The sequence below is a fragment of the Micromonospora sp. NBC_00330 genome (genome assembly GCF_036136635.1).
GTDB classification, from domain to species: domain Bacteria; phylum Actinomycetota; class Actinomycetes; order Mycobacteriales; family Micromonosporaceae; genus Micromonospora; species Micromonospora salmantinae.
On sequence record NZ_CP108012.1, the window covers coordinates 3,375,029 to 3,398,729 of the forward strand.

A 23,701-nucleotide genomic window follows, 5' to 3' on the forward strand; every position below is an offset into this window, starting at 1 on the left:
CGGCCTTTCGTTCGCGACTGCGGGACTCCGCTGCGCTGCGTTCCTCGCGCTCACGTCGAGTACGCCGAATTCTCGTGCACGTACGCGTGGGACAGGTCGTTGGTCCAGATCGTGGCGGCCGACGTACCCGCGTGCAGGTCGATCCGGATGGTCACGTCCCGCCCGGTCAGGTCGACCTTCGAGCGGTCCTCGGCGGCGGCGCCGCCCCGGCACACCCACACCCCGTTGACCGCCACGTCCACCTCGTCCGGGTCGAACGCGGCGGCGGTGGTGCCGACGGCGGCGAGGATCCGACCCCAGTTCGGGTCGTTGCCGAACAGCGCCGTCTTGACCAGGTTGTTGCGGGCCACCGTACGGCCCACCTCGACCGCCTCGTCCTCGTCCGCCGCGCCGACCACGTCGATGGCGACCTGCTTGGTGGCGCCCTCGGCGTCGGCCACCAACTGCTGGGCCAGGTCGTGACAGGCCGCGGTGACGGCGGCGGCCAGCTCGGCCGGCGTCGGCTCGATGCCGCTCGCGCCGCTGGCCAGCAGCAGCACCGTGTCGTTCGTGGACATGCAGCCGTCCGAGTCGACCCGGTCGAAGGTGACCCGGGTCGCCGCCCGCAACGCCTCGTCCAGCGTCGCCGGCCCGGCCACCGCGTCGGTGGTCAACACGCACAGCATGGTGGCCATCCCCGGCGCGAGCATCCCGGAGCCCTTGGCCATGCCGCCGACGGTCCAGCCGCTCCCCCGGGCCACAGTGGTCTTCGGCCGGGTGTCAGTGGTCATGATCGCCTCGGCGGCGGCCGGGCCACCGTCGCGGGACAGCCCACGGATCGCCGAGCGGACGCCCGGCAGCAGCTTCGGCATCGGCAGCCGCTCACCGATCAGGCCGGTCGAGCAGACCGCGACGTCACCGGCGCCGAGGATCAGCCGTGGGCTGACCGAGGTCAACACGGCGGCGGTGTGTTCGGCGGTGGCGTGCGTGTCCTGGAAGCCGGCCGGGCCGGTGCAGGCGTTGGCGCCACCGGAGTTGAGCACCACGGCGCGGACCACACCGCCCTGCACGACCTGCTGACTCCAGCGCACCGGCGCTGCCTTGACCCGGTTGGTGGTGAAGACACCTGCCACACCGGCGTCCGGGCCGTCGTTGACCACCAGGGCGACGTCGAGGCCGCCGCTGGCCTTGAGGCCGGCGGCCACACCGGCCGCCCGGAACCCCCGAGGGGTGGTGACGCTCAAGGGGTGACTCCCCACATCGACAGGCCCGTCGTCTCCGGCAGGCCGAGCATCAGGTTGGCGTTCTGGACGGCCTGACCGGCCGCGCCCTTGCCCAGGTTGTCCAACGCGCTGAGCACGATCAGACGACCCGAGTCGACGTCGACGGTGGCCTGTAGGTGACACGAGTTGGAGCCCAGGGTCGCGGCGGTGTGCGGCCAGCGGCCCTCCGGCAGCACGTGCACGAACGGCGCGTCCGCGTACGCCCGCGCCAGCACCTCCTGCGGGTCGACGCCGCGCGCCGGCACCGCGGTGACGGTGGCCAGGATGCCGCGCGGCATCGGCGCCAGGACCGGGGTGAACGACAGGCCGGTCGCGCCCGTGGCCTGCTTGATCTCCGGGACGTGCTGGTGGGTGCCCACCCGGTACGGCGACATGTCGCCCATCACCTCGCTGGCCAACAGGTGCGGCTTGGCCGCCCGGCCGGCGCCGGAGGTGCCGGAGGCGGCGACCACCACCACGTCGGCGGGGTTGGCCGCGCCGTCGGCGATCAGCGGCGCGAGCGCAAGGGTGATCGCTGCGGCGTAGCAGCCGGTGTTCGCCACCCGGGTGGAACCGGCGATCAGCTCCCGCTGGCCGGGCAACTCGGGCAGGCCGTAGGTCCACTGCCCGGCGTGCGTGCCGCCGTAGTACTGCGCCCAGGCGTACGGGTCGGCCAGCCGGTGGTCGGCACCCAGGTCGACGATCCGCACCTCGGCCGGAAGCTGGGCCGCGAGAGCCGCCGACTGGCCGTGCGGCAGGGCCAGGAAGACCAGGTCCGCATCGGCCAGGATCGTCGGATCGGTCTCGCCGAGCACCAGGTCGAGCCCAGTGAGCTGCGGGTGCACCACGTCGACGCGGTGCCCGGCCTGGCTGTGGGCGGTGGCGGTCACCAGGTCGAACTCCGGGTGCCCGGCGATCAGGCGCAGCAGTTCACCCCCGGCGTACCCGCTCGCTCCGGCGACCGCGACTCGGATCCCCATACTCACCTCCGCATGACTATGCAGCGAAGATTAACAAGGACGACACAGGACTGCAAGTTCATACACTGCTCTGCATGATGATGTAGTCCCAATCCCGACGAGCCAGAGCCTTTCATGCTTCTGGCTCATCGGGCTGCGGAGAGCCGGTCTCAGCCATCCGGTAGGAGCGGGTGTGTCGGGCGGGCCAGCCAAGGAACCGATCAAACATGTCACCGGCGCACCCGGTGGTGGTGGGGTTGAGCTTGTGCAGGTCGTCGATGGCGTCATGGAGCAGACTGGCCAGGTAGAGAAACAGGCTGACCGGATTGCCGTCGTACTCGGTGACAAGAGCGAGCTTCGCCCGGCCACAGGGCCAGGGTTGGCCGCAGGCACGGCAGAGCCAGATCGGGCGCAGCGGGGTGTGCTCTCGGGGCCGTTCTCGCTCCTGGGCGCTCACTTCTTTCCCCACTCAGTAGGTCGGGCTTGGAATGGCAGCGGAACGGGCGGAAGCCCACGTGACCGCCACGCCTTGCACAGCGGCTTCCGCTCTCACCCGTTCCGGCCATGCGTCTACACAAGCCCCGGCGGTCGCTGGCGCCCAGCGCGGCAACGGCGCAGAACTGACGCATCCCCATTGCGTCACACGGTGTGAGCTGGATGAATGGACCGTGACGGATGGCGGCGGAGGGAGTCGGTAGGTGGCGGATCGGCGTCGGCACCGACTTGCCCAGCGCCGCAAGACGATCGGCCTGAGCCAGGAACGCCTCGCCGAAGCCCTCGGCGTCGACCGCTCCACCATCGTGCGGTGGGAACGGGCGGAGACTGACCCGCAGCCCTGGCACCGGCCGCGTCTCGCCGCGGTCCTCAAGCTGTCGATCGATGAGCTGGCCGACCTCCTGACCGACGTCGGCCAGGCACCGTCACCGCCCGACGAGCGTCTCGGCTACGTCCTGCGCAACCCCGGCCGCGTCGACCTGATCGCTGTGGCGTACCTGAGGGAGCGCGTGCGGCGCCTCGACGAGCGCTACGACCAGACGCCCTCGACGCTCCTGCTCGCCGAGGCCGGGCAACTACACGGTCAGGCGATCTTCCTTCGCCAGCACGCCAGCAACGGGCCGGTCCAGCGCGAGCTGGCGGCAGCAGTCGCGGAGTCCGCGACGCTGATGGGTCAACTCGTCTGGGACGCCTCGCAACGGCGCGACCACGTCGCCAGCGCCGCCTATTTCGACCAAGCGATCAGCTCATCCCAGGAAACGCGAGACCCAGTCGCCGAGGCCAACGCGTTGCTCCGCAAGAGCTACCTCGCCCTCTACGGCACCAAGCAACCCAACGCCGGCCTGGTCCTGACGACCCGCGCCGCCGCCATCAGCCACAGCGACAGTCACGTCATCGCCGGCCTCGCCCAACTGCATCGAGCTGAGGCACACGCGATGCTCGGTCAGGCCGGGGACTGCTCCAACGCTCTCGGTACCGCTGAAGCTCACTTCGCCGCCGTCGACGCCCGAGATCCAGCCACCGACATCTTCTGTCCCAGCCACTACACGAGGCTCGCGGGCTCCTGCTGGCTCTCGCTCAACAAGCCAGACCAAGCAGTGCCGGCGTTAGAAGACGCCCGACAACTGATCGCCGCACGCCGCAAATCCACCGCCGTCATCCTCGGCAATCTCGCCCTCGCCAGCATCCTGCAACGCGACGTCGACGCCGCAACGTCCTACCTGCATCAGACCATCGACGTCATCGAGCGGACACGTGCCGGCGGCGGACTCAACCTCGCCTTCGCCGCCGCCCGACAGCTACGCCCCTGGCGCAACGAGCCCCCGGTCCAGGACGTGAACGACCGACTCCTCACACTCATGAGCCCATAGGAGCACCCACGTGACCGACATCGACCGCGCCAAACACGCCGTTCGGCAACACGTATGGGACCTCCTCGAACGTCAAGGTGCCGTCCCACTCGGCGTGCACGGTCACATCCCGGACTTCGTTGGCAAGGAAGAAGCCGCAGCCCACCTCGCGGAGCTGGACATATGGAAGAACGCCCGAGTTATCAAATGCAACCCCGACCGGGCACAGCTTCCCGTCCGGGTACGAGCCCTGCAGGAAGGCAAGCTGCTCTACATGGCGGTCCCGAAACTCGCTACCCCCAAGCCCTTCTATCTGCTCGACCCCGCCAACCTCACCGCACCAATCGAGACAGCAGCTACGAGTAGCGGTGCGCCGCAGGTCGCTCCCACCGTGGGACCCGACGAGATGCGCCCAGTGGACCTCATCGTCTGTGGCAGCGTCGCCGTCAGCCGCCACAGCGGCGTGCGAGTCGGCAAAGGCGCCGGCTACTCCGACCTGGAGATCGCCCTGCTCACCGATGCCGGCCTCGTCACCACCGAGACCGCCATCGCCACCACGATCCACCAGACTCAGCTAATCGAGGATGATCTGCCCGACGCGGAGCATGACTTCAGCGTCGACTTCGCGATCACGCCGAACGAGGTAGCGGTTTGCAGACCCGACCGGGGACGGCCGTCCGGCATCATCAGATCAAACCTCCGCCAAGATCAGCTCGACAGCATTCCGGTACTGCGCGCCTAGCGACTTGCGCCACAGGACGTCAGAAGGCCGCCGTCACCATGGTGTCGCCGGCGTGGTCGGGTCACCATCACCGCCGGAGCGAAAAGATCCCGGTGAGAAGAATTCCGGCGCCGCCCCTGAATGAGCGACGCGAACGACGTGCTCGCGCCCCTGCTCGGGCTATCACCTCTGCCCGTCGTGGACCGGCCCGACTCCGACGAGGTCGACGTCCTGCACTGGAAGGCCCGTGGGCTCGTCGAGTGGGCGCACGGACGCCCCTTCGTCGGGGTCGACGATGGCCTCCCGCACCCCGACCGGCAATGGGCATCGACTCATCACCACGGCCCGCCCCTGCTCCATCGGGTCGACCCAGGCGTCTGCGCACCCAGGGTGTGCCGGAATCCGACAGCTGGAGCACCTTTACGTCAGAGTGACATTAACTCTAATGTCGATCCATGTCCGACGATCGCTGGATCGCCCCGAAAGTTCTTCTCGCGGTGGACCTCGTCATCCTCACGCTGCGCGGAGCCGTCCTCCAGGTCCTGCTGATCGAGCGCGGCGTCGAACCTCACCGCGGGGCGCTCGCGCTGCCCGGCGGCTTCCTCGGCCACGATGAGGAAGAGCTGCTCGCCGCCGCCCACCGCGAACTCGCCGAGGAAACCGGCTTCGGTGCCGACCGGCCGCACCTCGAACAACTTGGCGTCTACGGGACACCTGGACGCGACCCGAGGGGCCGGGTGATCTCGGTCGCCTACCTGGCGATCGCGCCGGCGCTGCCGGAGCCCGTCGCCGGCACCGACGCCTCTTCCGCCTATTGGAGGCCCGTGGACGAATCCCTCGCTGACGACGTCCGGCTCGCCTTCGACCACCGGCGGATCCTCGCTGACGGGGTCGAGCGGGCCCGGGAGAAGCTCGAACGCACCGCACTCGCCACCGCGTTTTGCGGCCCGACGTTCACGATCGCCGACCTCCGCACCGTCTATGAGGCGGTATGGGGCGCACCCCTCGACCCCCGCAACTTCTACCGCAAGGTTCGCAGCGTGGACGGCTTCATCGTCCCGGTGGAGGCGACCCGACGGACGGACGGCGGCCGGCCGGCCCAGCTGTTCCGGCCGGGCCCTCACACCACACTGCATCCCCCCATGGTCAGGCCTTCTGGACCGGACCCGGCGGACAAGGAGACGGCATGAGCACCAAAGATCGGCTCGTCGTGATCCTCACGGCGCTCAATCTGGAGTACGAGGCGGTTTGCGAGCGGTTGTCCGACCTCACGGTGCACCGGCACGCTGCCGGGACCCGTTTCGAGGTCGGCAGGCTCGGCCGCGGAGGCTGCCGCGTCGCGCTGGCCTTGGTGGGCAAGGGCAACCACCCGGCCGCCGTCCTCGCGGAGCGCGCGATGGCCGAGTTCTCCCCGGCCGCCGTGCTCTTCGTGGGCGTCGCCGGAGGTCTGTGGCCGAACATCCGGCTCGGCGACGTGGTGGTGGCGAGCAAGGTCTATGCCTACCACGGCGGCACCAGCGAAAACGACGGGCTCAAGGCCCGGCCCAAGGCCTGGGAGATCCCGCACGAGGCCGACCAGATCGCCCACCATGTAGCACGCTCCGGGCGGTGGCGCGACGGGCTCACCGCCGAGCCACATCCCGCTACCGTCCACTTCGGTGCCATCGCGGCTGGTGAGGTAGTGCAGGACTCAGCGGTCTCGGAGCAGGCCCGGTGGATTCGCCAGCACTACAACGACGCGTTGGCGATCGAGATGGAGGCGGCGGGCGTCGCCCAGGCCGGGCACCTCAACCGCGCCCTGCCGGTTGTGGTGGTGCGGGGCATCAGTGACCACGCCGACGGCACCAAGACGAGCACTGACGGACACAACTGGCAGCCCCGGGCGGCACGGCACGCCGCCGCGTTCGCCGCTGCGCTGGCCCAGGAACTGGTGAAGAACCCCCCAACCCCCACGACCAGTGACACCGACAGCGACAGGAGTGCGCCTGTGCGAGTGACGAACCGGAACGTGGCCAACGGCAATGCCCGGGTGGGAATCCAGGCCGGGCAGATTCAGGGCGGCGTCGTCATCGGCGCCGACGCCGATCGGCCGCCCAACCTGGCAGCGAGTCTCGGCGAGCTGCGGCGTGACCTGAAGCAGGCACACCGGGACGGCGGTCTCGACAACGACACCTACGAGGCCGCCGAAGCGGAGCTGGACACCGCCGCAGAGTGCGTCCGGGAGGGGGTGGCCGGCAGCAGGAGCAGGCTGCTGCTCGCACTGCGGCGGCTGCGGGGCCTCGTTGGCGAGGTGGCCGAGTTGGCCGCACGCCTCGCAGGCATCATCGCCGCGGTGAAGGCGCTCCAGTGACGACCGAAGCGGCGACGAACGTCGCGGACGGAGACGCGTACGTTGGTGTGCAGGCCGGTACCGTGCACGGCGGCATCAACTACTACACCCTGCCCCTCAATCCGACCCCGGAGCAGCAGTTCGAGGCCGGGGTGAAGTACCTCGACGCCCGGGTACGCGACGAGGCGGTGCGGCTGCTCGAACGCGCCGCCGCCGGTGGCCTCCAGACCACCGAAGTGCAGTTCTACAGGTTGATCGCTCTACTCAGCGGACGCACCCTGCGCCAACTCGGGGACGCTGAGCTGGACCGCCTCACCGCCATCTGCGGCAGCTTGCTGCCGCTCGATGCCAACGAACCGTGGGCCGCCGGCGTGCAGGCTGTCCTTCGGCTGCTGACCCCGGTCAGCCCGGCCGAAGCAGAATTCGTCATCAAGGAGATCGACGCGCTGGGTGATCGACAGCGGGAGAGCGTCTACGGCCACCTCGAGGCACTGCTCGACGGCACGATCCAGGACGAGATGTGGCAACGGTCCGTTGCTCTGGCCATATCACGGCGCACCAGCGACGACCGAGTCGACCGGGTATGGAAGTTCTTCCAGCCCGTGCCCGCACAGCCCCGTACCCGGGAGGTGGCTCCCACCGCCGTGACCGCCCGCAACTGGCTCCAGTTCGGTATCGCCGCGGCCTTCGCCGGGCTCTCCGTCGCCTCCCTGGTCGCGCTGGCCATGGCGACGGGACGACTCGGTCCCATCGCTGGCGCGCTCGTCGGCGTCGGCGGGCTCGCCGCCTACGTTGTCGGGGGCGCTGATCGCCACTACCGCTCGGCGCGCATGCACGCCAAGGAGGCACAGCTTCGCCCGCCCACCCAACGCCGTCCCGAAGCGCCGACGGGCGGATTCGCGAGCAGGGTGGACCGCATGTTCAACCACTACTTCGCCCTATATGTGCCGCGCGGTACCGATCGCGGGTACTGGCTCGACCAGACCGCGGGCATACGGAGGCAGCTGCGTGACGAGCTGGTGGAGATCTACCGGGAACAGCGCATCGGAGCCGACCGCGTCGCCTGGTTGGTCCGGCACCTCGTCGGGGACGTCCGAAGCCGGTGGGAGCGCGACACTCTCACGGCCCACCGGCAGGAGCTGCGTCTCCCCGTCCGCACACACATCCTCCATCTCGGCGGCCTGGTACTGCTCACCGGTGGCGGCGTCCTGGCCATGGCGGGCAGCATCACGCTTGAGCCCCTGCACGCCGTCGTGTGGCTCCTGCTGGCGGTAGCGTCGGCGGTGCCGGCCAAACGTGCCGGGTTCCGCATCATCGCCGAACGGCGCCGCGTAGCCGACGATGACGCGGAACGGCTGCTCCGGGACCAAGCCCAATGGGCGGCGTACCGCAAGTGGCAGGCGAAGCTGGCCGACAGCCCCTCCGACGCCGAGATGGCGGCCTGGCTGGAACACGACCGCAAGGTCCTGGTCGACCAGGCCATGAGGCAATTCCAACTGCATCCCAGCCAGGTCATCGCGCACGCATTCATTGAGGCACCCGGCCGCGCCTGCAAGCGGGCCCGCTATCCCCGAGGCCCCTGGCGATACTCCCGGTATCAACTCCTGCTCTTCCTGCTCACCCAGGATGGTGTGCGGCAGGTCGACATCGAACTGGACTTCGAGCTGGCCACGAGCCGGATCACCCAGCGTCTCAACTACCGCTTCGACGCCGTTGCCGCCGTACGGATCGAAGGGGCCGCCGGACAGCAGCAGACCTTCAAGCTGACCCTCTTCAACGGCGACCCGGTTTCGGTGCAGGTGAGCGTGCCAGATGGCGAGACCGACCCACATGAGGATGACCCGACAAAGATCACCGAGCTGTCACAGGACGCGTCCGGACTCAGCCACACCCTGCACGTCCTGGAGGGGATCGCGGCTGAAGGCAAGCAGTGGGTGAGGCACCGCCGCCGCCGCGCCGATGAGAAGATTGCCAGCCTCGCAAGTGCTATTCGGCACGTGCGCGACTGACGACGACTCGTCCCCAGGAATTGTGACGGGCTCTGGTGCCCGTTCGCCGCGTCGTTCCTAACCAAGCTCGGTGAAGGTGACGTCGCCTGGACCGTTGCCAGCCTAGGTCTCGCCGCCGCCGACACCAGCCACGATCATGTCGTGCCCGGCTCACTCAGCCACCCTGGCGCGCACTCGCTGGCATCCATCGGCGAATACTGGTCGAACCCGTCCTCGCTGGTGCCGGAACTCGACGCCAGCACTCGGGGGAACACGATCAAGGCCCCGACCCGGCATGAACCGCCAGGTCAGGGCCTTGATCGTCGGTGCGCCGTCAGGGACTCGAACCCCTAGCCCGCGGCTTAAGAGATCGCGAGGCGGGGACGGGCCGATCCGGTTACGCGCCGCGCAGGGTCGCGCCGAAGCGCTCCGCCACGACCGCGACGGCCGCGTCGCGCGCCGCCAGGGCCTCCTCGCCCGTGAGCGTCCGGTCCGGTGCCCGGAAGGTGAGCTTGTACGCCAGCGAGCGACGGCCGGCGCCGAGCTGCGCGCCGGAGTACACGTCGAACAGCCGCACGTCCTCCAGCAGCTCACCGGCGCCGGCCTCCAGCGCCCGGCGCACCTGCTCCGCCGGCACCGACTCGTCCACCACCAGGGCCACGTCGATCAGCGCCGGTGGGAAGCCGGAGACCGTCGGCGCTGGCGTCACCGGGGTCGGCGGCAGCGTGTCGAGGTTCAGTTCCATCGCGCTGGTGCGGCGGGGCAGCTCCAACGCCGCGACGACCACCGGGTGCAGTTCGCCGGCGTGTCCGACGACCGAGCCGTCGACCCGCAGCTCGGCGCAGCGACCCGGGTGCCACGGGGCGTACTCGGCGGCACGCACCTCGACTCGCTCGTCGGGGATCCCGGCGGCGGCCAGCACGTCACGGGCCGCCTCGATCGCGTCCGCCCAGCCGGCCGGTCGACCCGCACCCCACCAGCCGGCCGGGTCCAGGTCGCCGGAGAGCACCACCGCGACGTGCACCGGCTGCGCCGGCACCACCGCGTCGGCGGCTGCGAACTCCTCGTCGGTGGGGCGTCGGTCCACGCCCATCGCCGGCGGGCTGCCGGCGCCGACGCGCGGGTGGAAGACCGCACCGATCTCGTAGAGGGCGAGGTCGCGGTGACCCCGGCCGAGGTTGCGCTTGAGGATGCCGAGCAGCGGGCCGAGCAGCGTGGTGCGCAGCAGCGGCTCCTCCTCGGACAGTGGGTTGGCCAGCCGTACCGCGGGCCGGCGCGGGTCGTCGGCCGGCAATCCGAGCTGGTCGGCCAGCTCCGGCGACACGAACGGGTGCGCGAGCACCTCCACGTACCCCCGCTCGGCCAGCGACCCGGCGACGGCCCGGCGGCGACGCTGCCGCGGAGTCAGGCCACGCCCCGGAGGCGCGGTGGGCAGCACCGACGGCACCTTGTCGTACCCGTCGAGGCGGACCACCTCCTCGACCAGGTCGGCCGGGTCGGTCAGGTCGGGCCGCCAGGTCGGCGGGGTGACGCTCAGCACCGTCCCGACGCCGCTGGCCACGCCGACCGCGCCCGGGTCCTCGGACAACCGGTCCGCGCCCTGCGCGACAGTGCAGCCGACCCGCTCCAGCAGGGCGACCACCCGCGCCGGCGGGTACTCGACGCCGACCCGCCGGGTCGGCAGGTCCGCCGGAAGACTGATCGGGGTACGCGGCCGGACGTGGTCGATGTCCAGGATCTCCGCGCTCGGCGTGCCCCCGCCGTGCTCGGTGAGCAGCCGCACGGCACGCTCCAGCGCGACCAGCGCCACGGCCGGGTCGACGCCCCGTTCCCAGCGCTTCGCGGCCTCGCTGAACAGCTTGTGCCGGCGTGCGGTGCGCCCGACCATCGCCGGGTCCCAGTGCGCCGCCTCGAAGAGCACAGTGGTGGTGCCGGCGACGACCTCGCTGGTCTCGCCGCCCATCACCGCGGCGAGGGAGATCGGACCAGTGTCGTCGCAGATCACCATGTCGTCGGCGGTGAGCACCCGGTTGACCCCGTCGAGGGTGGTCAGCTTCTCCCCCGCCTCGGCGCGACGGACGACCAGCGGCCCGGCGATCCGGTCGGCGTCGAAGGCGTGCATCGGCTGGCCCAGCTCCATCATCACGTAGTTGGTGATGTCGACGGGCAGCGAGATGCTGCGGATGCCGGCGGTGACGAGCCGCTGCTGCATCCAGGACGGTGTGGGCGCGGTCGGGTCGACCCCGCGGACCAGGCGGGCAGTGAACCGGTCGCAGCCGACAGTGTCGCGGACCTCCACCGGGTACGCCGGCGTCTCGGTGCCACCCGGGGCCGGCGCCAGGGCCGGGTCGCGCAGCGGCACGTCGAACGCGTGCGACAGCTCCCGGGCCAGGCCGCGCAGGCTCAGCGCGTACCCCCGGTCGGGGGTGATCTCCAGGTCGAGGACGACGTCGTCGAGGCCGACCACCGGACGCGCGTCGTCACCCGGCTTGGCCGTCACGTCCGGCCCCAGCACGATGATCCCGGAGTGGTCGTCGCCCAGGCCCAGCTCCTTGGCCGAGCAGATCATGCCCGCCGAGTTGTGCCCGTACGTCTTGCGGGCGCCGATGGCGAAGCCGCCGGGCAGCACGCCGCCGGGCAGGATCACCACCACCCGGTCACCCGGGGCGAAGTTACGGGCACCGCAGACGATCTCCTGCGGCTCGCCGGTGCCGTTGGCGGCACCCACGTCGACCCGGCAGAACCGGATCGGCTTCTTGAAGCCGGTGAGCTCCTCGATCTCGCGGACCTCACCGACGACCAGTTGGCCGGTGACGGTCTCGGCCAGGTCCACAGCGGACTCGACCTCGATGCCGAGGTCGACCAGGGCCTGCTCCAGGTCACCGGTGGGCAGGTCGGCGGGGAGGTCGACGTACTCCCGCAGCCAACTGACAGAAACTCGCATGACGTCAGACCACCGTTCCCGTGTCTCGTACCCGCATCGCCTACGCCCCGGTCCCGAGCGCGCGGCTGAACCGCACGTCGCCCTCGAAGAGATGGCGGATGTCACTGACCCCGTGCCGGACCATCAGGGTCCGGTCGATGCCCATGCCGAAGGCGAATCCGGAGTAGACCTCCGGGTCGACGCCGCAGGCGCGCAGCACCCGCGGGTTGACCATCCCGCAGCCACCCCACTCGACCCACTGCGGGCCGTCCCGGTGCTCCGGGAACCACACGTCGAATTCCGCCGACGGCTCGGTGAACGGGAAGTAGTGCGGCCGCCACCGGGTCTTCGCCTCCGGGCCGAACATCGCCCGGGCGAAGTGGTCCAGCGTGCCCCGCAGGTGCGCCATCGTGATGCCCTTGTCGACCACCAGGCCCTCGGCCTGGTGGAACACCGGGCTGTGGGTGGCGTCGATCTCGTCGGTGCGGTAGACGCGACCCGGCACGATCACGTAGATCGGCGGCTTGCGGCTGAGCATCGTGCGGGTCTGCACCGTCGAGGTGTGCGTACGCAGCACCAGGCCGGAGCCCTCCGGTGCGATGTGGAAGGTGTCCATCAACCCGCGCGCCGGGTGGTCGGCGGGGATGTTCAACGCGTCGAAGTTGACCCACTCCAGGTCGACCTCGGGCCCCTCGGCCACCTCGTAGCCCATCCCGACGAAGAGGTCGCTGATCGACTCCATCAGGGTGCTCAGCGGGTGCCGGGCGCCGCGTGGACGCCTGTCGTAGGGCAGGGTGACGTCCACCCGCTCCTCGACCAGCACCCGCTCGGCCTGCTCGCGCTCCAGCACCTCGGCGCGGTCGGCGTACGCGGTCTCGATAGCCCGGCGGGCCTCGTTGACCCGCTTGCCGGCGTCGGACTTCGCGGCCGGCGGCAGCGCGCCGATCTCCCGGCGCGCGAGGGAGACCGGTGACCGGTCACCCAGGTGCACCGAGCGCAGCGCGGTCAGCGCGTCCGGGTCGGCGGCCGCGGTGAACGCCTTCGTGGCGTCCGCGACGGCCTCGTCCAGGGCGGCGGGGTCGAGCAGGGCGACCTGCTTCGGGTCGTACGGATCGTTGCGGTAGCTCATGGCGTACGGGCACTCCCTCACGGCGGCGCCAGCCCTCACCGGGGCGGCTAGGCGAGTCTACGGACGCGCGGCTGTGCCGCAGCCCGCCGGTAGGAGTTGCGCAGGGAGCAGGTCAGGCCCGCCGCCCGCCGACACCGGCGGGCTGGCTAAACGAACGCCGTGTCGCGTTCATGGACGGACGCTCTCCCCTGCTGTCAGTCGCGCCGGAGGCAATCACCCTCAGCGCTGCGCTCTCGCTGAAGCGTACAGGCAGACCGCTGCGGCGGCAGCCAGGTTGAGGCTCTCCGCGCGCCCGTACAGCGGCACCCGCACCGTGGTGTCGGCGGCGGCTGTCAACTCCTCGGGCAGCCCGTGCGCCTCCGAGCCGAACAGCCAGGCGGTGGGCCCGACGAGCCGGCCGTAGTCGGTCAGGTCGTCCAGGTCGTTGTCGCCGTACCCGGTGGTGGCAAAGATCGACAGCCCGGCGGCCCGCAGCGCGTCGACCACCGCGACCGGGTCGGGCGCACGCACCACGTCGACGTGAAAGAGGCTGCCGGCCGAGGCCCGCACACACTTGCCGTTGTACGGGTCGACGGCGTCTCCGGCGAAGATCACCGCCCCCGCACCGGCCGCGTCGGCGGTGCGCAGCACGGTGCCGGCGTTGCCCGGGTCACGAATCTCGGCGAGCACCGCCACCAGCCGGGGCGCACCCGCGAGGGCCTGCTCCAGCGAGACGTCCAGGTGCCGGCAGACGGCGACCAACCCCTGTGGGGCGACGGTCTCGGTCAGCGCCGCGAGGGCATCGTCGGTCACCTCGGAGACCGGCACGTCGGCGCGGGCCGCCGTGGCGGCCAACTCCGGGTACCTGTCGAGCGCGGTGGGCGTACCGAACAACTCGGTGACCACCTCCGGCCGCGCGAGGGCCTCGCGGACCGCCTGCGGGCCCTCGGCCAGGAAACGGCCGGTGGCGTCGCGGTCCCGGCGGCGTTGCAGGCGGCGGGCGGCGACAACCCTTGGTGTACGCGGGGTGAAGGCCATGGTGTGCGTTCCTCCGACACGATTGAGGCGCCCCCCGGACGGCGGTGCCGACACGGGAGACGCCTCGCTCTGGTGCGTGGGGATCAGGCGGCCTGAGCCGCCGCGCCGCCGGTGCCCTCGGCCGTGACCGCGGCCCGGGCCAGCTCGACGATCGCCGCGAAAGAGGCGGCGTCGTTGACAGCCATGTCGGCCAGGATCTTGCGGTCGACCTCGATGCCGGCCAGACGCAGGCCCTGGATCAGACGGTTGTAGGTCATCCCGTTGGCCCGGGCGCCCGCGTTGATCCGCTGAATCCACAGCTGCCGGAAGTCGCCCTTGCGGTCGCGACGGTCCCGGTAGGCGTACTGCATCGAGTGCAGCACCTGCTCCTTGGCCTTGCGGTACAGGCGGGAGCGCTGACCGCGGTAACCACTCGCGGACTCCAGCAGGGTACGACGCTTCTTCTGGGCGTTTACAGCCCGCTTGACGCGTGCCATCTCAACTCCTAATTACGTAAGGTGGCGCGCGTCAGCGGCCGAGCAGCTTCTTGATGCGCTTGACGTCGGCCTTGGCCAGCACGACCGTGCCGGTCAGCCGGCGGGTCTGGGTGGAGGGCTTCTTCTCCAGGTTGTGGCGGAGGCCGGCCTGCTGGGCAACGATCTTGCCCTTGCCGGTCACCTTGACCCGCTTACCCATACCCGTGTGGCTCTTCATCTTCGGCATGTGGAACGTCTTCTCCCCTGTTACTCGCCGCTGGTGTCGGCGGCGAGGCCGGTGTCACCGGCTGCTGCGGTCTCGCTGACCGCCGCGGTCTCATCGGCTTCCGGAGCGGCGGACTCGTCCGCTGCCCGGTCCCGAGGTCCGCCGCGAGACGCCGTGGCGGCGACCGCGGAGGCCTTGACGGCCCGATGCGGGGCGAGAACCATGATCATGTTTCGGCCGTCCTGCTTCGGAGCGGCCTCGACGTATCCCAGTTCCGTGATCTCGGATTCGAGCCTGCGCAGGAGCCGGTAACCCAGCTCCGGGCGGCTCTGCTCGCGACCGCGGAACATGATCGTCACCTTGACCTTGTCGCCCGCCTTGAGGAACCGCACCACGTGACCCTTCTTGGTCTCGTAGTCGTGCGGGTCGATCTTCGGCCGAAGCTTCATTTCCTTGATGACGGTCTGCTGCTGATTACGCCGCGCTTCGCGCGCCTTGAGTGCGCTCTCGTACTTGAACTTGCCGAAGTCCATGAGCTTGCACACCGGCGGGCGCGCCATCGGCGCAACCTCGACCAGGTCCAGATCGACGTCCGCGGCCAGCTGAAGAGCGCGCTCCAGCGGGACGATGCCCACCTGCTCACCCTCTGGGCCGACCAGTCGGACCTCACGTGCCCGGATCTGCTCGTTCACGCGTGGTTCGACGCTGATGGGGCCTCCTCGAGTCGTTTCTGCTCACTCGCCGACCCCTGCGGCTCCCGGGAGGGAACCGACCCGAAAAGCAGAAGGCCCCGGCGCATGCCAGGGCCCGCTCGACCGGTCAGCACGATCACAAGGATCGCGCATCCGGCACCGGGACATGCCCGGAACCGGTGACCGGACCCGGCCACCGTAGCGGCGACTCGGGTGGGAGCAGGCGCTCCGCTTTCAAAGGCTGTCTGCTCGCACGCGGAGACAGCCTGGTCGACTCGATAACACTACACCGGCGCCCCGGCGACACCCAAACCGGGCACGACCTGCGCTCACACCGGCGCGGCGCGCCCCGCCCCGCTGCGCCGCGTTGCGTCGCGCCGCCTGGTGGAGATCCGCGCACCTTCCCCGAAACTGCTGCCTCAGGATGCCGGGGTGCAGCAGTTTCGGGGAAGGTGTCCAGATCTTGGCCGTGGATGCGCGCGGCCGGGCGGGTGGCGACGCGGGGTCGGCGGTGGGCGGTTTCGCCGAGGTCAGCGGCCGACGGCGCGGTCGGCGAGGCGGGCCTGGTGGGCCTCGTGCAGCCGGCGCAGCGCGCGGACCCCGTCGACGGCCAACTCCTTGTCGGCGGCCTGCAACGCGACCATCGGCAACAGGTCGTCGTCGTGCAGCTCCAGGCTGGCCCACGGCGCGCCCCGGTCGAAGCGGACGCCCCGGACAACCTCCCAGGGCAGCTCGTAGGAGCTGATGACGTTACGGACCCGGATGCTCCGGGCGTCCGCCTCCACCCGGGGACGGGTGAACAGCAGGAAGCCCAGCGCACCGAAGATGCCCAGGCCGATCATGGCGATCTGGTCGCCGCGCTGGAAGCTGCCGTAACCATCGCCGGTCGGGCCACTCAGCGAGGTGGCGACCAGACCGAACACCACCACCAGGGCAGCCGCCGCCGACCAGCAGACCACGCGGATGCGGCGGGGCTTCAGGCGGACCAGCTCGGTTTCACTCACCCCACCAGTCTGCCATCCGCGCTCGTCCACCAAACGCACCACCCGCCGAGCCACCACCCCCGAACCCCGAGTCCTGTGGCCCCTAAGCGAGCGGAAGGGTCGCCGATCTTGCGGTTTCGGTTGTCGGTACAGGGTGATATGCACCCTATGCCGGTGCAGAAAGTGCAAGATCGCGGAGCAGGGTCGGGTCGGGCTTGGCGATCATGGAGTTGTGGTGCCTGGTTGAGGGCTTTGCGGGCGCTTTGTCACCCACCACAACTCCATGATCGACCAGGTAGCACCGGGGCGGGGACGGTCAGAGGCGGCAGGCGTGGATGTTGGTGACGAGAATGGCGCGGGCGCCCAGTTCGTACAGCTCATCCATGATGCGGTGCACGTCGTCGCGGAGCACCATCGCCTGCACCGCCACCCAGCCCTCCCGGTGCAGCGGTGACACGGTGGGCGACTCGATGCCCGGGGTGAGCCCGCTGGCCCGGTCCAGCAGACCGGCCGGCACGTCGTAGGCGAGCATCACGTAGCGGCGGGCCACCAGCACACCGTGCAGGCGGCGCAGCAACTGCTCGGCCTGCGGTTGCGCGGGCGCGCCGGCGCGCCGGACCAGCACCGCCGACGAGCGCAGCAGCGGCTCGCCAAAGACCACCAGGCCCGCCTGGCGCAGGGTCGCGCCGGTTTCCACCACGTCCGCGATCACGTCGGCGACACCGAGGCGTACGGCGTTCTCCACAGCGCCGTCGAGGCGGATCACGTCGGCCTTGACGCCCACCTCGCCGAGGTGCCGTTCGACCAGCCCCGGGTACGCGGTGGCGATCCGGTGACCGCCCAACTCCTGCACGGAGGCGATGTCGTCGGGGCGGGCGGCGAAGCGGAAGGTGGCCCGGCCGAAGGCGAGGTCGACGACCTCCTCGGCCGGCGCTGCCGAGTCGATCAGCAGGTCCCGGCCGGTGATCCCGAGGTCGAGGTCACCGGAGCCGACGTAGGTGGCGATGTCCTTCGGACGCAGGTAGAAGAATTCGACGTCGTTGGCCTCGTCCCGGCAGACGAGGTCCTTGGGGTCGGTGCGCTGGCGGTAGCCCGCCTCGCGCAGCATCTGGGCGGCCGGTTCGGCCAGGGTGCCCTTGTTGGGAATGGCGACACGCAGCATGACGGAGTGCTCCTTCGATCCGGTTGACGATCAACAGGGGTGGGGGGCACTCACAGATGTCGGTAGACGTCCTTGAGCTCGAGACCGCTGGCGAGCATCAGCACCTGGACCTGGTAGAGCAGCTGGGAGATCTCCTCGGCGGTGCGCTCCGGCCCCTCGTGCTCGGCGGCCATCCACGACTCGGCCGCCTCCTCGACGACCTTCTTGCCGATGAAGTGCACGCCCTTGTCCAGCGCGGCGACGGTGCCCGAGCCCGGGGTGCCGGCGGCGGCCTTGGCCTGCAGCTCGGCGAACAACTCCTCGAACGTCTTCACGGGGAACGATTCTTCCAGCCACCCGGGCGGCACCCCGCGTCCGGGTCCGTCGAAATCCAGCAAGCGGACAATTCCCTACCAATATGGTGGGACAATTGCCGATCGATGCCCATGGACCTCTACGCTGTCCGCCATGGCCAGCCGCTCACGTCTCCTCGCGCTCACCGTCACCGGCGCCGTCGTCGTAGCCACCGCCGGATGCGCGCCACAGGACGAGAAACCCACCCCCACTGTCACCGCAGCGCCGTCCTGCGCCAAGGACAGCCTGCCCACGCGTACGCCGGGCAAGCTGACCATCGCCACCGACCAGCCCGCGTACGAGCCGTGGTTCGCCAAGGACAAGCCGGACAGCGGCGAGGGCTTCGAATCCGCTGTCGCGTACGCGGTGGCCGAGAAGCTTGGCTACGCCCGCGCCGACGTCACCTGGACCCGGGTCAAGTTCGACACCGCCATCGCGCCGGGGCCGAAGGACTTCGACTTCGACATCAACCAGTTCTCCATCACCGACGAGCGCAAGCAGGCTGTCGACTTCTCCGCGCCGTACTACCTGGTGCGGCAGACCGTCATCGCGTTGAAGTCCTCGAAGATCGCCGGCCGGAAGTCGCTGGCCGAGCTGCGGGACGCTCGGCTCGGCGCGCAGGTCGGCACCACCAGCTACCAGGCGATCACCGACGTGATCAAGCCGACCGCCAAGCCGCAGGTCTACAACAGCAACGACGATGCCAAGAAGGCCCTTCAGAACGGGCAGCTGGACGGTCTCGTGGTGGATCTTCCGACCGCCTTCTACATCACCGGCGCGGAGATCACCGACGCGACGATCGTCGGGCAGGTGCCGCAGGTCGGTACGCCCGAGGCGTTCGGGTTGCTGCTGGACAAGAACTCCCCACTGACCTCCTGCGTGAGCGGGGCGGTCGGTCAGCTCACCACGGCGGGCACGCTGAAGGAGCTGGAACAGAAGTGGCTCGCGCAGGTGGCGGGGGCGGCCGAGCTGCGGTGACGCTTCTGGATCATGTGCCCTCGGAGGCGCAGCTGCGGCGGTCGGCGTACCGGCGTCGGCAGACCGTCTACAGCGTGCTCGTCGCGGCGTCCTCGACGGCGGCGCTCGGCACGCTGCTGGTGATCGCGGTGACCGGAGCGCCGGGCTGGGACCGGGTCCGGCAGTCGTTCCTGGATCCGGAGATCGCCCGCGACGCGCTGCCGACGGTGCTGAGCGGGCTCTGGCTCAACGTACGGCTGCTGGTCTGCTGTGCGGTCGGCGCGCTGCTGCTCGGGTTGGTGATCGCCGTGCTGCGGACGCTGCGCGGACCGGTCTTCTTCCCGGTCCGCGCGCTGGCCGCCGGCTACACCTACACCTTCCGCGGCCTACCGCTGATCATCGTGCTGTACCTGCTCACCCTCGGCGTGCCGGGGCTGCGGTTGCAGGGCATGCCGCCGGTGCTGGTGCTGGGTGGGATCGCGTTGGTCCTCACCTACGGCGGCTACCTCGCCGAGGTGTTCCGGGCCGGCATCGAGTCGGTGCACTCCAGCCAACTCGCCGCGGCCCGCTCGTTGGGCCTGACCTACCGGCAGACGATGCGGCACGTGGTCCTGCCGCAGGCCGTCCGCCGCGTGGCGCCACCCCTGCTCAACGACGTGGTGGCGTTGCAGAAGGACGTCGGGCTGGTCTCCCTCGCGGGGCCGATCGACGCGGTCCGCGCCGCGCAGATCGCCACCGCCCAAACCTTCAACTACACGCCGTACGTCGTGGCGGGGGTGCTCTTCGTGCTGCTCGCGATCCCGCTGATCGCGGTCACCGACTGGGTGACGCTGCGCGCGGCCCGCCGACAGTCGGGAGGCTGACCCATGGCGTTGCTGCGCTGTCGGGGCCTGCGCAAGGAGTTCGGCGGGCACGTCGTGCTCGACCACCTCGATCTGACCGTCGCCGAGCATCAGGTGGTGGCACTGATCGGCGCGTCCGGGTCCGGCAAGTCGACACTGCTGCGCTGCCTCAACCTGCTCGACGAACTCGACGACGGCACCATCGAGTTGGACGGGGAGGACATCTCCGATCCCCGGGTGGACCCGGACCGGGTCCGGCGGCGGATCGGCATGGTGTTCCAGGCGTACAACCTCTTTCCGCACCTGAGCGTGTTGGACAACATCACCCTCGCGCCGCGCCGCGTACACCGGCGGGGTCGGGTGGAGGCGGAGGCGCAGGCCCGGGAGCTGCTCGACCGGGTGGGGCTCGGCGCCAAGGCGGACGCCTACCCGGACCGGCTCTCCGGCGGGCAGCAGCAGCGGGTGGCGATCGTCCGGGCGTTGGCCAACTCACCTCGACTGATGCTGCTCGACGAGGTCACCTCCGCGCTCGACCCGGAACTGGTCGGCGAGGTGCTGGCGATGATCCGTGACCTGAAGGCCGACGGCATGACCATGGTGCTGGCCACCCACGAGATGGGCTTCGCCCGGGAGGTCGCCGACGAGGTGTGCTTCCTCGACGCCGGGCGGGTCGTCGAGAGCGGCCCGCCCGAGCAGGTGCTCGGCGAGCCGACGCAGCCTCGTACCCGGCAGTTCCTGCGCCGGATCATCGAGGCCGGCCGTCTCTGAGGGCCCGGCTTCAGAGACGGCCGAAGCGGCAGAGTCGTTCAGCCGCTGAAGCCGACCCGCTGGGCGTTGCCCGCAGCCACCGTCCGCACGGCCAGCGCCGCGTCGAGCGCCGCCACCGTGGCGGCCCAGCCCTTGTCCTCCGCCGAGCCGGGCAGGCCGGCGCGGTCGCGGGCCTGCTCGATGGTCTCCACCGTCAACACCCCGTGCGCCACCGGCTTGCCCTCGTCCAGCGCCACCCGGGTCAGCCCGTCGGTGACCGAACGGCAGACGTAGTCGAAGTGGGCGGTGGACCCACGGACCACCACACCGAGGGCGACCACCACGTCGCAGCGGCGGGCGAGGGCCTGCGCGACCACCGGCAGCTCGACCGAGCCGGCGACCCGGGCGACCACCGAACGCGCGCCGCACGCCTCGGCGGCGGCCACCGCACGCTCCAGCATGTGGTCGGTCAGCTCGCCGTGCCAGCGGGCGGCAACGACCCCGACGGTCAGCCCCGCGGCGTCGACCGCCTCGACTCCCGGCTCACCGAAACCCGCCATCGTCATGCTCCGATCTCGTCGTTGGTGACCGGACGCCCCATCGGCGCCTCGGACACCTCGTCCAACTCGTCCAGCAGGTGACCCATCCGGTCCCGCTTGGTGCGCAGGTAGCGCATGTTCTCCGGGTGCGCGCCGACCGGCAGCCCCTCGCGGCCGGTGATGGTCAACCCGTACCCCTCCAGGCCGGCCCGCTTGGCCGGGTTGTTCGTCAGCAGCCGCATCGACCGCACACCCAGGTCGTAGAGGATCTGCGCGCCGGTGCCGTAGTCGCGGGCGTCGGCCGGCAGGCCCAGGTCGAGGTTGGCGTCGACGGTGTCACGGCCCAGGTCCTGCAACTGGTACGCCTGCAGCTTGTGCAGCAACCCGATGCCGCGCCCCTCGTGCCCACGGACGTAGAGCACCACGCCCCGGCCCTCCTGCCCGACCCGAGCCAGCGCGGCTTCCAGCTGCGGCCCGCAGTCGCAGCGCAGCGAGCCGAACACGTCCCCGGTCAGGCACTCGGAGTGCACCCGGACCAGCACGTCCTGACCGTCACCGAGGTCACCCAGCACCATCGCGACATGTTCGGCCGGGTCGTGCTCGGCGCGGTAGCCGAGCGCCCGGAACACCCCGTGCTTCGTCGGCATCCGGGCGTCGGCGACCAGCTCGACCTGCTTCTCGGTACGCCGGCGGTAGGCGATCAGGTCGGCGATGGTGACGAGCGTGAGGCCGTGCTCGGCGGAGAACTTCTCCAGGTCCGGCAGGCGCATCATGGTGCCGTCGTCGTTGACCAGCTCGCAGAGCACGCCGGCCGGACGCAGCCCGGCCAGCCGGGTCAGGTCGATCCCCGCCTCGGTGTGCCCCGGTCGGCGCAGCACCCCGCCCTCACGAGCGCGCAGCGGCACCACGTGCCCGGGACGGGCCAGGTCGGTCGGGTCGGTCGCCGCGTCGGCGAGCAGCCGGCTGGTGTGCGCGCGATCGGCCGCCGAGATGCCGGTGCTGACCCCCTCGCGGGCGTCCACAGTCACCGTGTACGCGGTGCCGCGCCGGTCCTGGTTGGTGTGGTGCATCGGCGGCAGGTCGAGCCGGTCGGCTTCGCTCTCGGTCAGCGCCACACAGACGTAGCCGGAGGTGTAGCGCACCATGAACGCCATCAGCTCCGGCGTTGCCAACTCGGCCGCGAAGATCAGGTCGCCCTCGTTCTCCCGGTCCGCGTCGTCGACCACGACGACCGGCCGGCCGGCCGCGATGTCCGCGATCGCCTGCTCGATATCCCCAAAGCTGGTCACGCGACAGCCTCCCGGTAGATGGGCGTACGGACGGTGGCCGCGGCGCGGGAGGTGCGCCACCAGGCGGCGAAGCCCCAGACGCAGAGGGCGCCGTAGATCAGGTACATGACGGCCGAGGGGTAGAACCCGCCGCGCAGCAGCAGCGGCACTCCGACCGCGTCCACAGCGATCCAGAGCAGCCAGAACTCCACCCAGCCGCGGGCCATGCCGTACGTGGCCAGCAGGCTGCCGGTGAGGATCCAGGCGTCGGGCAGCGGGCCCCATGAGCCCAGGGCCTTGAGCAGCGGGTACGCCGCGGCGGTGCCGACCACGGCGGCCACCAGCAGCATCAGTCGCTCCCGTCCGGTGGCCCAGCGCGGCACGACAGCGGCCTGCCCGGCGTCGGCGCGACGGTTGCGCTGCCAGCGCCACCAGCCGTAGACGCTGACCGCGAAGAAGAACACCTGCCGGCCGGCCTGCCCGTACAGGTCGTGCTCCTGCGGGGTGGCGAACACCCCGCCGAGGAAGACGGTGAGGAGCAGCGCGTTACCGATCATGCCGACCGGCCAGGCCCAGACCAGCCGGCGCAACCCGAGCAGCGCCGAGACCAGCCCGAACGCGTTGCCGACGATCTCCCTGGCCAGCACCGGCGAGCCGGCGACGTGCACCTGGGCGTCCAGCAGCCAGCTGAGCGGGCCCATCAGGCCACCCCGCCCGGGTTCGCGGCCAGCCCGCTGGCGTCGGCGTTGGTGAGCCGGTCGCCGAGCAGCCGCTCGACGTACTTGGCCAGCACGTCGACCTCCAGGTTGACCGGGTCGCCGACGCCCTTCGCGCCGAGCGTGGTCAGCTTGAGCGTGGTCGGGATCAGCCCGACGGCGAACTCGTCCGCGCCGACGGCGGCGACCGTCAACGAGACACCGTCGATGGTGATCGAGCCCTTCTCCACCACGTACCGGGACAGGGCGGCGGGCAGCCGGAACCGGACGGTCTCCCACTGCTCGGCCGGCTCCCGGGAGATCAGTTCACCGACGCCGTCGACGTGGCCCTGCACCAGGTGCCCGCCGAGCCGGCTACCGAGCGCGGCGGCCCGCTCCAGGTTGACCGGGTCGCCGGGGCGCAGCGCGCCCAGCGCGGAGCGGCGCAGCGTCTCCCCCATCACGTCGGCGGTGAAGACACCGTCGCCCACCTCCACGACGGTCAGGCAGACACCGTTGACGGCGATCGAGTCGCCGTGCCGGGCGTCGGACGTGACCAGCGGGCCACGTACACCCAGCAGCGCCGAATCGCCTGCCGTCGGCGCGACCCGGACGATCTCGCCCAATTCCTCGATGATGCCGGTGAACATC

General features: G+C 70.7%; 24 protein-coding genes. 8 read left to right on the forward strand and 16 right to left on the reverse strand.

All coding sequences use genetic code 11. The features are described from left to right. Positions 1-50 precede the first annotated feature (50 nt). The 3 genes from argJ to OG598_RS15100 all read right to left on the reverse strand — a co-directional run bounded on the left by argJ (position 51) and on the right by OG598_RS15100 (position 2,657). Complete coding sequence (argJ, locus tag OG598_RS15090) at positions 51-1,223, reverse strand: bifunctional glutamate N-acetyltransferase/amino-acid acetyltransferase ArgJ (protein ID WP_328655029.1); 1,173 nt, start codon at positions 1,221-1,223, stop codon at positions 51-53. Next, positions 1,220-2,221 carry an N-acetyl-gamma-glutamyl-phosphate reductase gene (argC, locus tag OG598_RS15095; RefSeq protein ID WP_328655030.1) on the reverse strand — a complete coding sequence of 334 codons (1,002 nt, stop codon included), beginning with the start codon at positions 2,219-2,221 and terminating at the stop codon, positions 1,220-1,222. Before argC ends, argJ begins: the two co-directional genes overlap by 4 nt. Before the next feature lie 112 nt (positions 2,222-2,333). Next, positions 2,334-2,657: a hypothetical protein gene (locus OG598_RS15100; RefSeq protein WP_328655031.1), complete on the reverse strand. Its 324-nt coding sequence runs from the start codon at positions 2,655-2,657 to the stop codon at positions 2,334-2,336. A gap of 241 nt (positions 2,658-2,898) precedes the next feature. On the opposite strand from OG598_RS15100, the gene OG598_RS15105 reads away from it, so the two are divergent. From OG598_RS15105 to OG598_RS15125, 5 genes are all read left to right on the forward strand, one after another. Continuing rightward, positions 2,899-4,065, forward strand: a complete 1,167-nt coding sequence (locus OG598_RS15105; RefSeq protein ID WP_328655032.1) for a helix-turn-helix transcriptional regulator — start codon at positions 2,899-2,901, stop codon at positions 4,063-4,065. A 10-nt stretch (positions 4,066-4,075) separates the two neighbouring features. Beyond that, complete coding sequence (locus OG598_RS15110) at positions 4,076-4,786, forward strand: 5-formyltetrahydrofolate cyclo-ligase (protein WP_328655033.1); 711 nt, start codon at positions 4,076-4,078, stop codon at positions 4,784-4,786. 434 nt (positions 4,787-5,220) lie between these two features. Beyond that, positions 5,221-5,955: an NUDIX hydrolase gene (locus tag OG598_RS15115; protein WP_328655034.1), complete on the forward strand. Its 735-nt coding sequence runs from the start codon at positions 5,221-5,223 to the stop codon at positions 5,953-5,955. Further along, positions 5,952-7,115 carry a 5'-methylthioadenosine/S-adenosylhomocysteine nucleosidase family protein gene (locus tag OG598_RS15120; protein WP_328655035.1) on the forward strand — a complete coding sequence of 388 codons (1,164 nt, stop codon included), beginning with the start codon at positions 5,952-5,954 and terminating at the stop codon, positions 7,113-7,115. The genes OG598_RS15115 and OG598_RS15120 overlap by 4 nt, the downstream gene beginning before the upstream one ends. After that, a complete protein-coding gene (locus tag OG598_RS15125; protein ID WP_328655036.1) occupies positions 7,112-9,103 on the forward strand; it encodes a hypothetical protein in 1,992 nt (663 codons plus the stop codon). The genes OG598_RS15120 and OG598_RS15125 overlap by 4 nt, the downstream gene beginning before the upstream one ends. A gap of 376 nt (positions 9,104-9,479) precedes the next feature. On the opposite strand, the gene pheT is transcribed toward OG598_RS15125, so the two are convergent. The 9 genes from pheT to OG598_RS15170 all read right to left on the reverse strand — a co-directional run bounded on the left by pheT (position 9,480) and on the right by OG598_RS15170 (position 17,983). After that, positions 9,480-12,026 (reverse strand): phenylalanine--tRNA ligase subunit beta, encoded by a 2,547-nt coding sequence (gene pheT / locus OG598_RS15130; RefSeq protein ID WP_328655037.1) that lies wholly within the window; start codon positions 12,024-12,026, stop codon positions 9,480-9,482. Positions 12,027-12,066: 40 nt separating this feature from the next. After that, on the reverse strand, positions 12,067-13,134 hold the full coding sequence (gene pheS / locus OG598_RS15135) for a phenylalanine--tRNA ligase subunit alpha (RefSeq protein WP_196922343.1): 1,068 nt from the start codon (positions 13,132-13,134) through the stop codon (positions 12,067-12,069). Positions 13,135-13,353: 219 nt separating this feature from the next. Continuing rightward, positions 13,354-14,151, reverse strand: coding sequence for a TrmH family RNA methyltransferase (locus OG598_RS15140; RefSeq protein WP_328655038.1), 798 nt, complete (start codon positions 14,149-14,151; stop codon positions 13,354-13,356). Between the two features lie 83 nt (positions 14,152-14,234). After that, positions 14,235-14,627 (reverse strand): 50S ribosomal protein L20, encoded by a 393-nt coding sequence (gene rplT, locus OG598_RS15145; RefSeq protein ID WP_030488429.1) that lies wholly within the window; start codon positions 14,625-14,627, stop codon positions 14,235-14,237. 31 nt (positions 14,628-14,658) lie between these two features. Further along, the gene (rpmI, locus tag OG598_RS15150) at positions 14,659-14,853 is read right to left on the reverse strand and encodes a 50S ribosomal protein L35 (protein WP_007458415.1); all 195 of its coding nucleotides are present in this window, start codon (positions 14,851-14,853) and stop codon (positions 14,659-14,661) included. A gap of 20 nt (positions 14,854-14,873) precedes the next feature. Beyond that, positions 14,874-15,524 carry a translation initiation factor IF-3 gene (gene infC, locus OG598_RS15155; RefSeq protein ID WP_328655039.1) on the reverse strand — a complete coding sequence of 217 codons (651 nt, stop codon included), beginning with the start codon at positions 15,522-15,524 and terminating at the stop codon, positions 14,874-14,876. A gap of 530 nt (positions 15,525-16,054) precedes the next feature. After that, entirely contained in the window at positions 16,055-16,528 is a 474-nt protein-coding gene (locus OG598_RS15160; protein ID WP_328655040.1) for a PH domain-containing protein, read from the reverse strand. A gap of 295 nt (positions 16,529-16,823) precedes the next feature. Continuing rightward, on the reverse strand, positions 16,824-17,669 hold the full coding sequence (gene hisG / locus OG598_RS15165) for an ATP phosphoribosyltransferase (protein WP_030488425.1): 846 nt from the start codon (positions 17,667-17,669) through the stop codon (positions 16,824-16,826). A 50-nt stretch (positions 17,670-17,719) separates the two neighbouring features. Beyond that, positions 17,720-17,983 carry a phosphoribosyl-ATP diphosphatase gene (locus OG598_RS15170; protein WP_030335709.1) on the reverse strand — a complete coding sequence of 88 codons (264 nt, stop codon included), beginning with the start codon at positions 17,981-17,983 and terminating at the stop codon, positions 17,720-17,722. A 133-nt stretch (positions 17,984-18,116) separates the two neighbouring features. Between OG598_RS15170 and OG598_RS15175 the strand changes: the two genes are divergently transcribed. Genes OG598_RS15175 through OG598_RS15185 form a run of 3 tightly spaced genes read left to right on the forward strand, consistent with a single transcriptional unit; the run spans position 18,117 to position 20,569 of the window. After that, positions 18,117-18,980, forward strand: a complete 864-nt coding sequence (locus tag OG598_RS15175; protein ID WP_328655041.1) for an ABC transporter substrate-binding protein — start codon at positions 18,117-18,119, stop codon at positions 18,978-18,980. After that, on the forward strand, positions 18,977-19,822 hold the full coding sequence (locus OG598_RS15180; RefSeq protein WP_328655042.1) for an amino acid ABC transporter permease: 846 nt from the start codon (positions 18,977-18,979) through the stop codon (positions 19,820-19,822). The genes OG598_RS15175 and OG598_RS15180 overlap by 4 nt, the downstream gene beginning before the upstream one ends. Before the next feature lie 3 nt (positions 19,823-19,825). Further along, the gene (locus OG598_RS15185) at positions 19,826-20,569 is read left to right on the forward strand and encodes an amino acid ABC transporter ATP-binding protein (RefSeq protein ID WP_328655043.1); all 744 of its coding nucleotides are present in this window, start codon (positions 19,826-19,828) and stop codon (positions 20,567-20,569) included. A 38-nt stretch (positions 20,570-20,607) separates the two neighbouring features. Here OG598_RS15185 and ribH read toward each other — a convergent pair whose 3' ends face one another. Genes ribH through OG598_RS15205 form a run of 4 tightly spaced genes read right to left on the reverse strand, consistent with a single transcriptional unit; the run spans position 20,608 to position 23,700 of the window. Beyond that, on the reverse strand, positions 20,608-21,108 hold the full coding sequence (ribH, locus tag OG598_RS15190; RefSeq protein ID WP_124821279.1) for a 6,7-dimethyl-8-ribityllumazine synthase: 501 nt from the start codon (positions 21,106-21,108) through the stop codon (positions 20,608-20,610). A gap of 2 nt (positions 21,109-21,110) precedes the next feature. Beyond that, complete coding sequence (locus tag OG598_RS15195; RefSeq protein WP_328655044.1) at positions 21,111-22,376, reverse strand: bifunctional 3,4-dihydroxy-2-butanone-4-phosphate synthase/GTP cyclohydrolase II; 1,266 nt, start codon at positions 22,374-22,376, stop codon at positions 21,111-21,113. Beyond that, positions 22,373-23,056, reverse strand: coding sequence for a nicotinamide riboside transporter PnuC (gene pnuC / locus OG598_RS15200; RefSeq protein WP_328655045.1), 684 nt, complete (start codon positions 23,054-23,056; stop codon positions 22,373-22,375). The genes OG598_RS15195 and pnuC overlap by 4 nt, the downstream gene beginning before the upstream one ends. Next, positions 23,056-23,700: a riboflavin synthase gene (locus OG598_RS15205; RefSeq protein WP_328655046.1), complete on the reverse strand. Its 645-nt coding sequence runs from the start codon at positions 23,698-23,700 to the stop codon at positions 23,056-23,058. Before OG598_RS15205 ends, pnuC begins: the two co-directional genes overlap by 1 nt. Position 23,701: the final 1 nt, after the last annotated feature.

Coding starts and splice junctions, on each gene's coding strand:
- OG598_RS15140 (WP_328655038.1), bottom strand. CDS start 14,151: ATGGCCTTCACCCCGCGTACACCAAGGGTTGTCGCCGCCCGCCGCCTG.
- hisG (WP_030488425.1), bottom strand. CDS start 17,669: ATGCTGCGTGTCGCCATTCCCAACAAGGGCACCCTGGCCGAACCGGCC.
- pheT (WP_328655037.1), bottom strand. CDS start 12,026: ATGCGAGTTTCTGTCAGTTGGCTGCGGGAGTACGTCGACCTCCCCGCC.
- pnuC (WP_328655045.1), bottom strand. CDS start 23,056: ATGGGCCCGCTCAGCTGGCTGCTGGACGCCCAGGTGCACGTCGCCGGC.
- rpmI (WP_007458415.1), bottom strand. CDS start 14,853: ATGCCGAAGATGAAGAGCCACACGGGTATGGGTAAGCGGGTCAAGGTG.
- argC (WP_328655030.1), bottom strand. CDS start 2,221: ATGGGGATCCGAGTCGCGGTCGCCGGAGCGAGCGGGTACGCCGGGGGT.
- OG598_RS15205 (WP_328655046.1), bottom strand. CDS start 23,700: ATGTTCACCGGCATCATCGAGGAATTGGGCGAGATCGTCCGGGTCGCG.
- OG598_RS15115 (WP_328655034.1), top strand. CDS start 5,221: ATGTCCGACGATCGCTGGATCGCCCCGAAAGTTCTTCTCGCGGTGGAC.
- pheS (WP_196922343.1), bottom strand. CDS start 13,134: ATGAGCTACCGCAACGATCCGTACGACCCGAAGCAGGTCGCCCTGCTC.
- OG598_RS15185 (WP_328655043.1), top strand. CDS start 19,826: ATGGCGTTGCTGCGCTGTCGGGGCCTGCGCAAGGAGTTCGGCGGGCAC.
- OG598_RS15175 (WP_328655041.1), top strand. CDS start 18,117: ATGGCCAGCCGCTCACGTCTCCTCGCGCTCACCGTCACCGGCGCCGTC.
- OG598_RS15120 (WP_328655035.1), top strand. CDS start 5,952: ATGAGCACCAAAGATCGGCTCGTCGTGATCCTCACGGCGCTCAATCTG.
- rplT (WP_030488429.1), bottom strand. CDS start 14,627: ATGGCACGCGTCAAGCGGGCTGTAAACGCCCAGAAGAAGCGTCGTACC.
- ribH (WP_124821279.1), bottom strand. CDS start 21,108: ATGGCGGGTTTCGGTGAGCCGGGAGTCGAGGCGGTCGACGCCGCGGGG.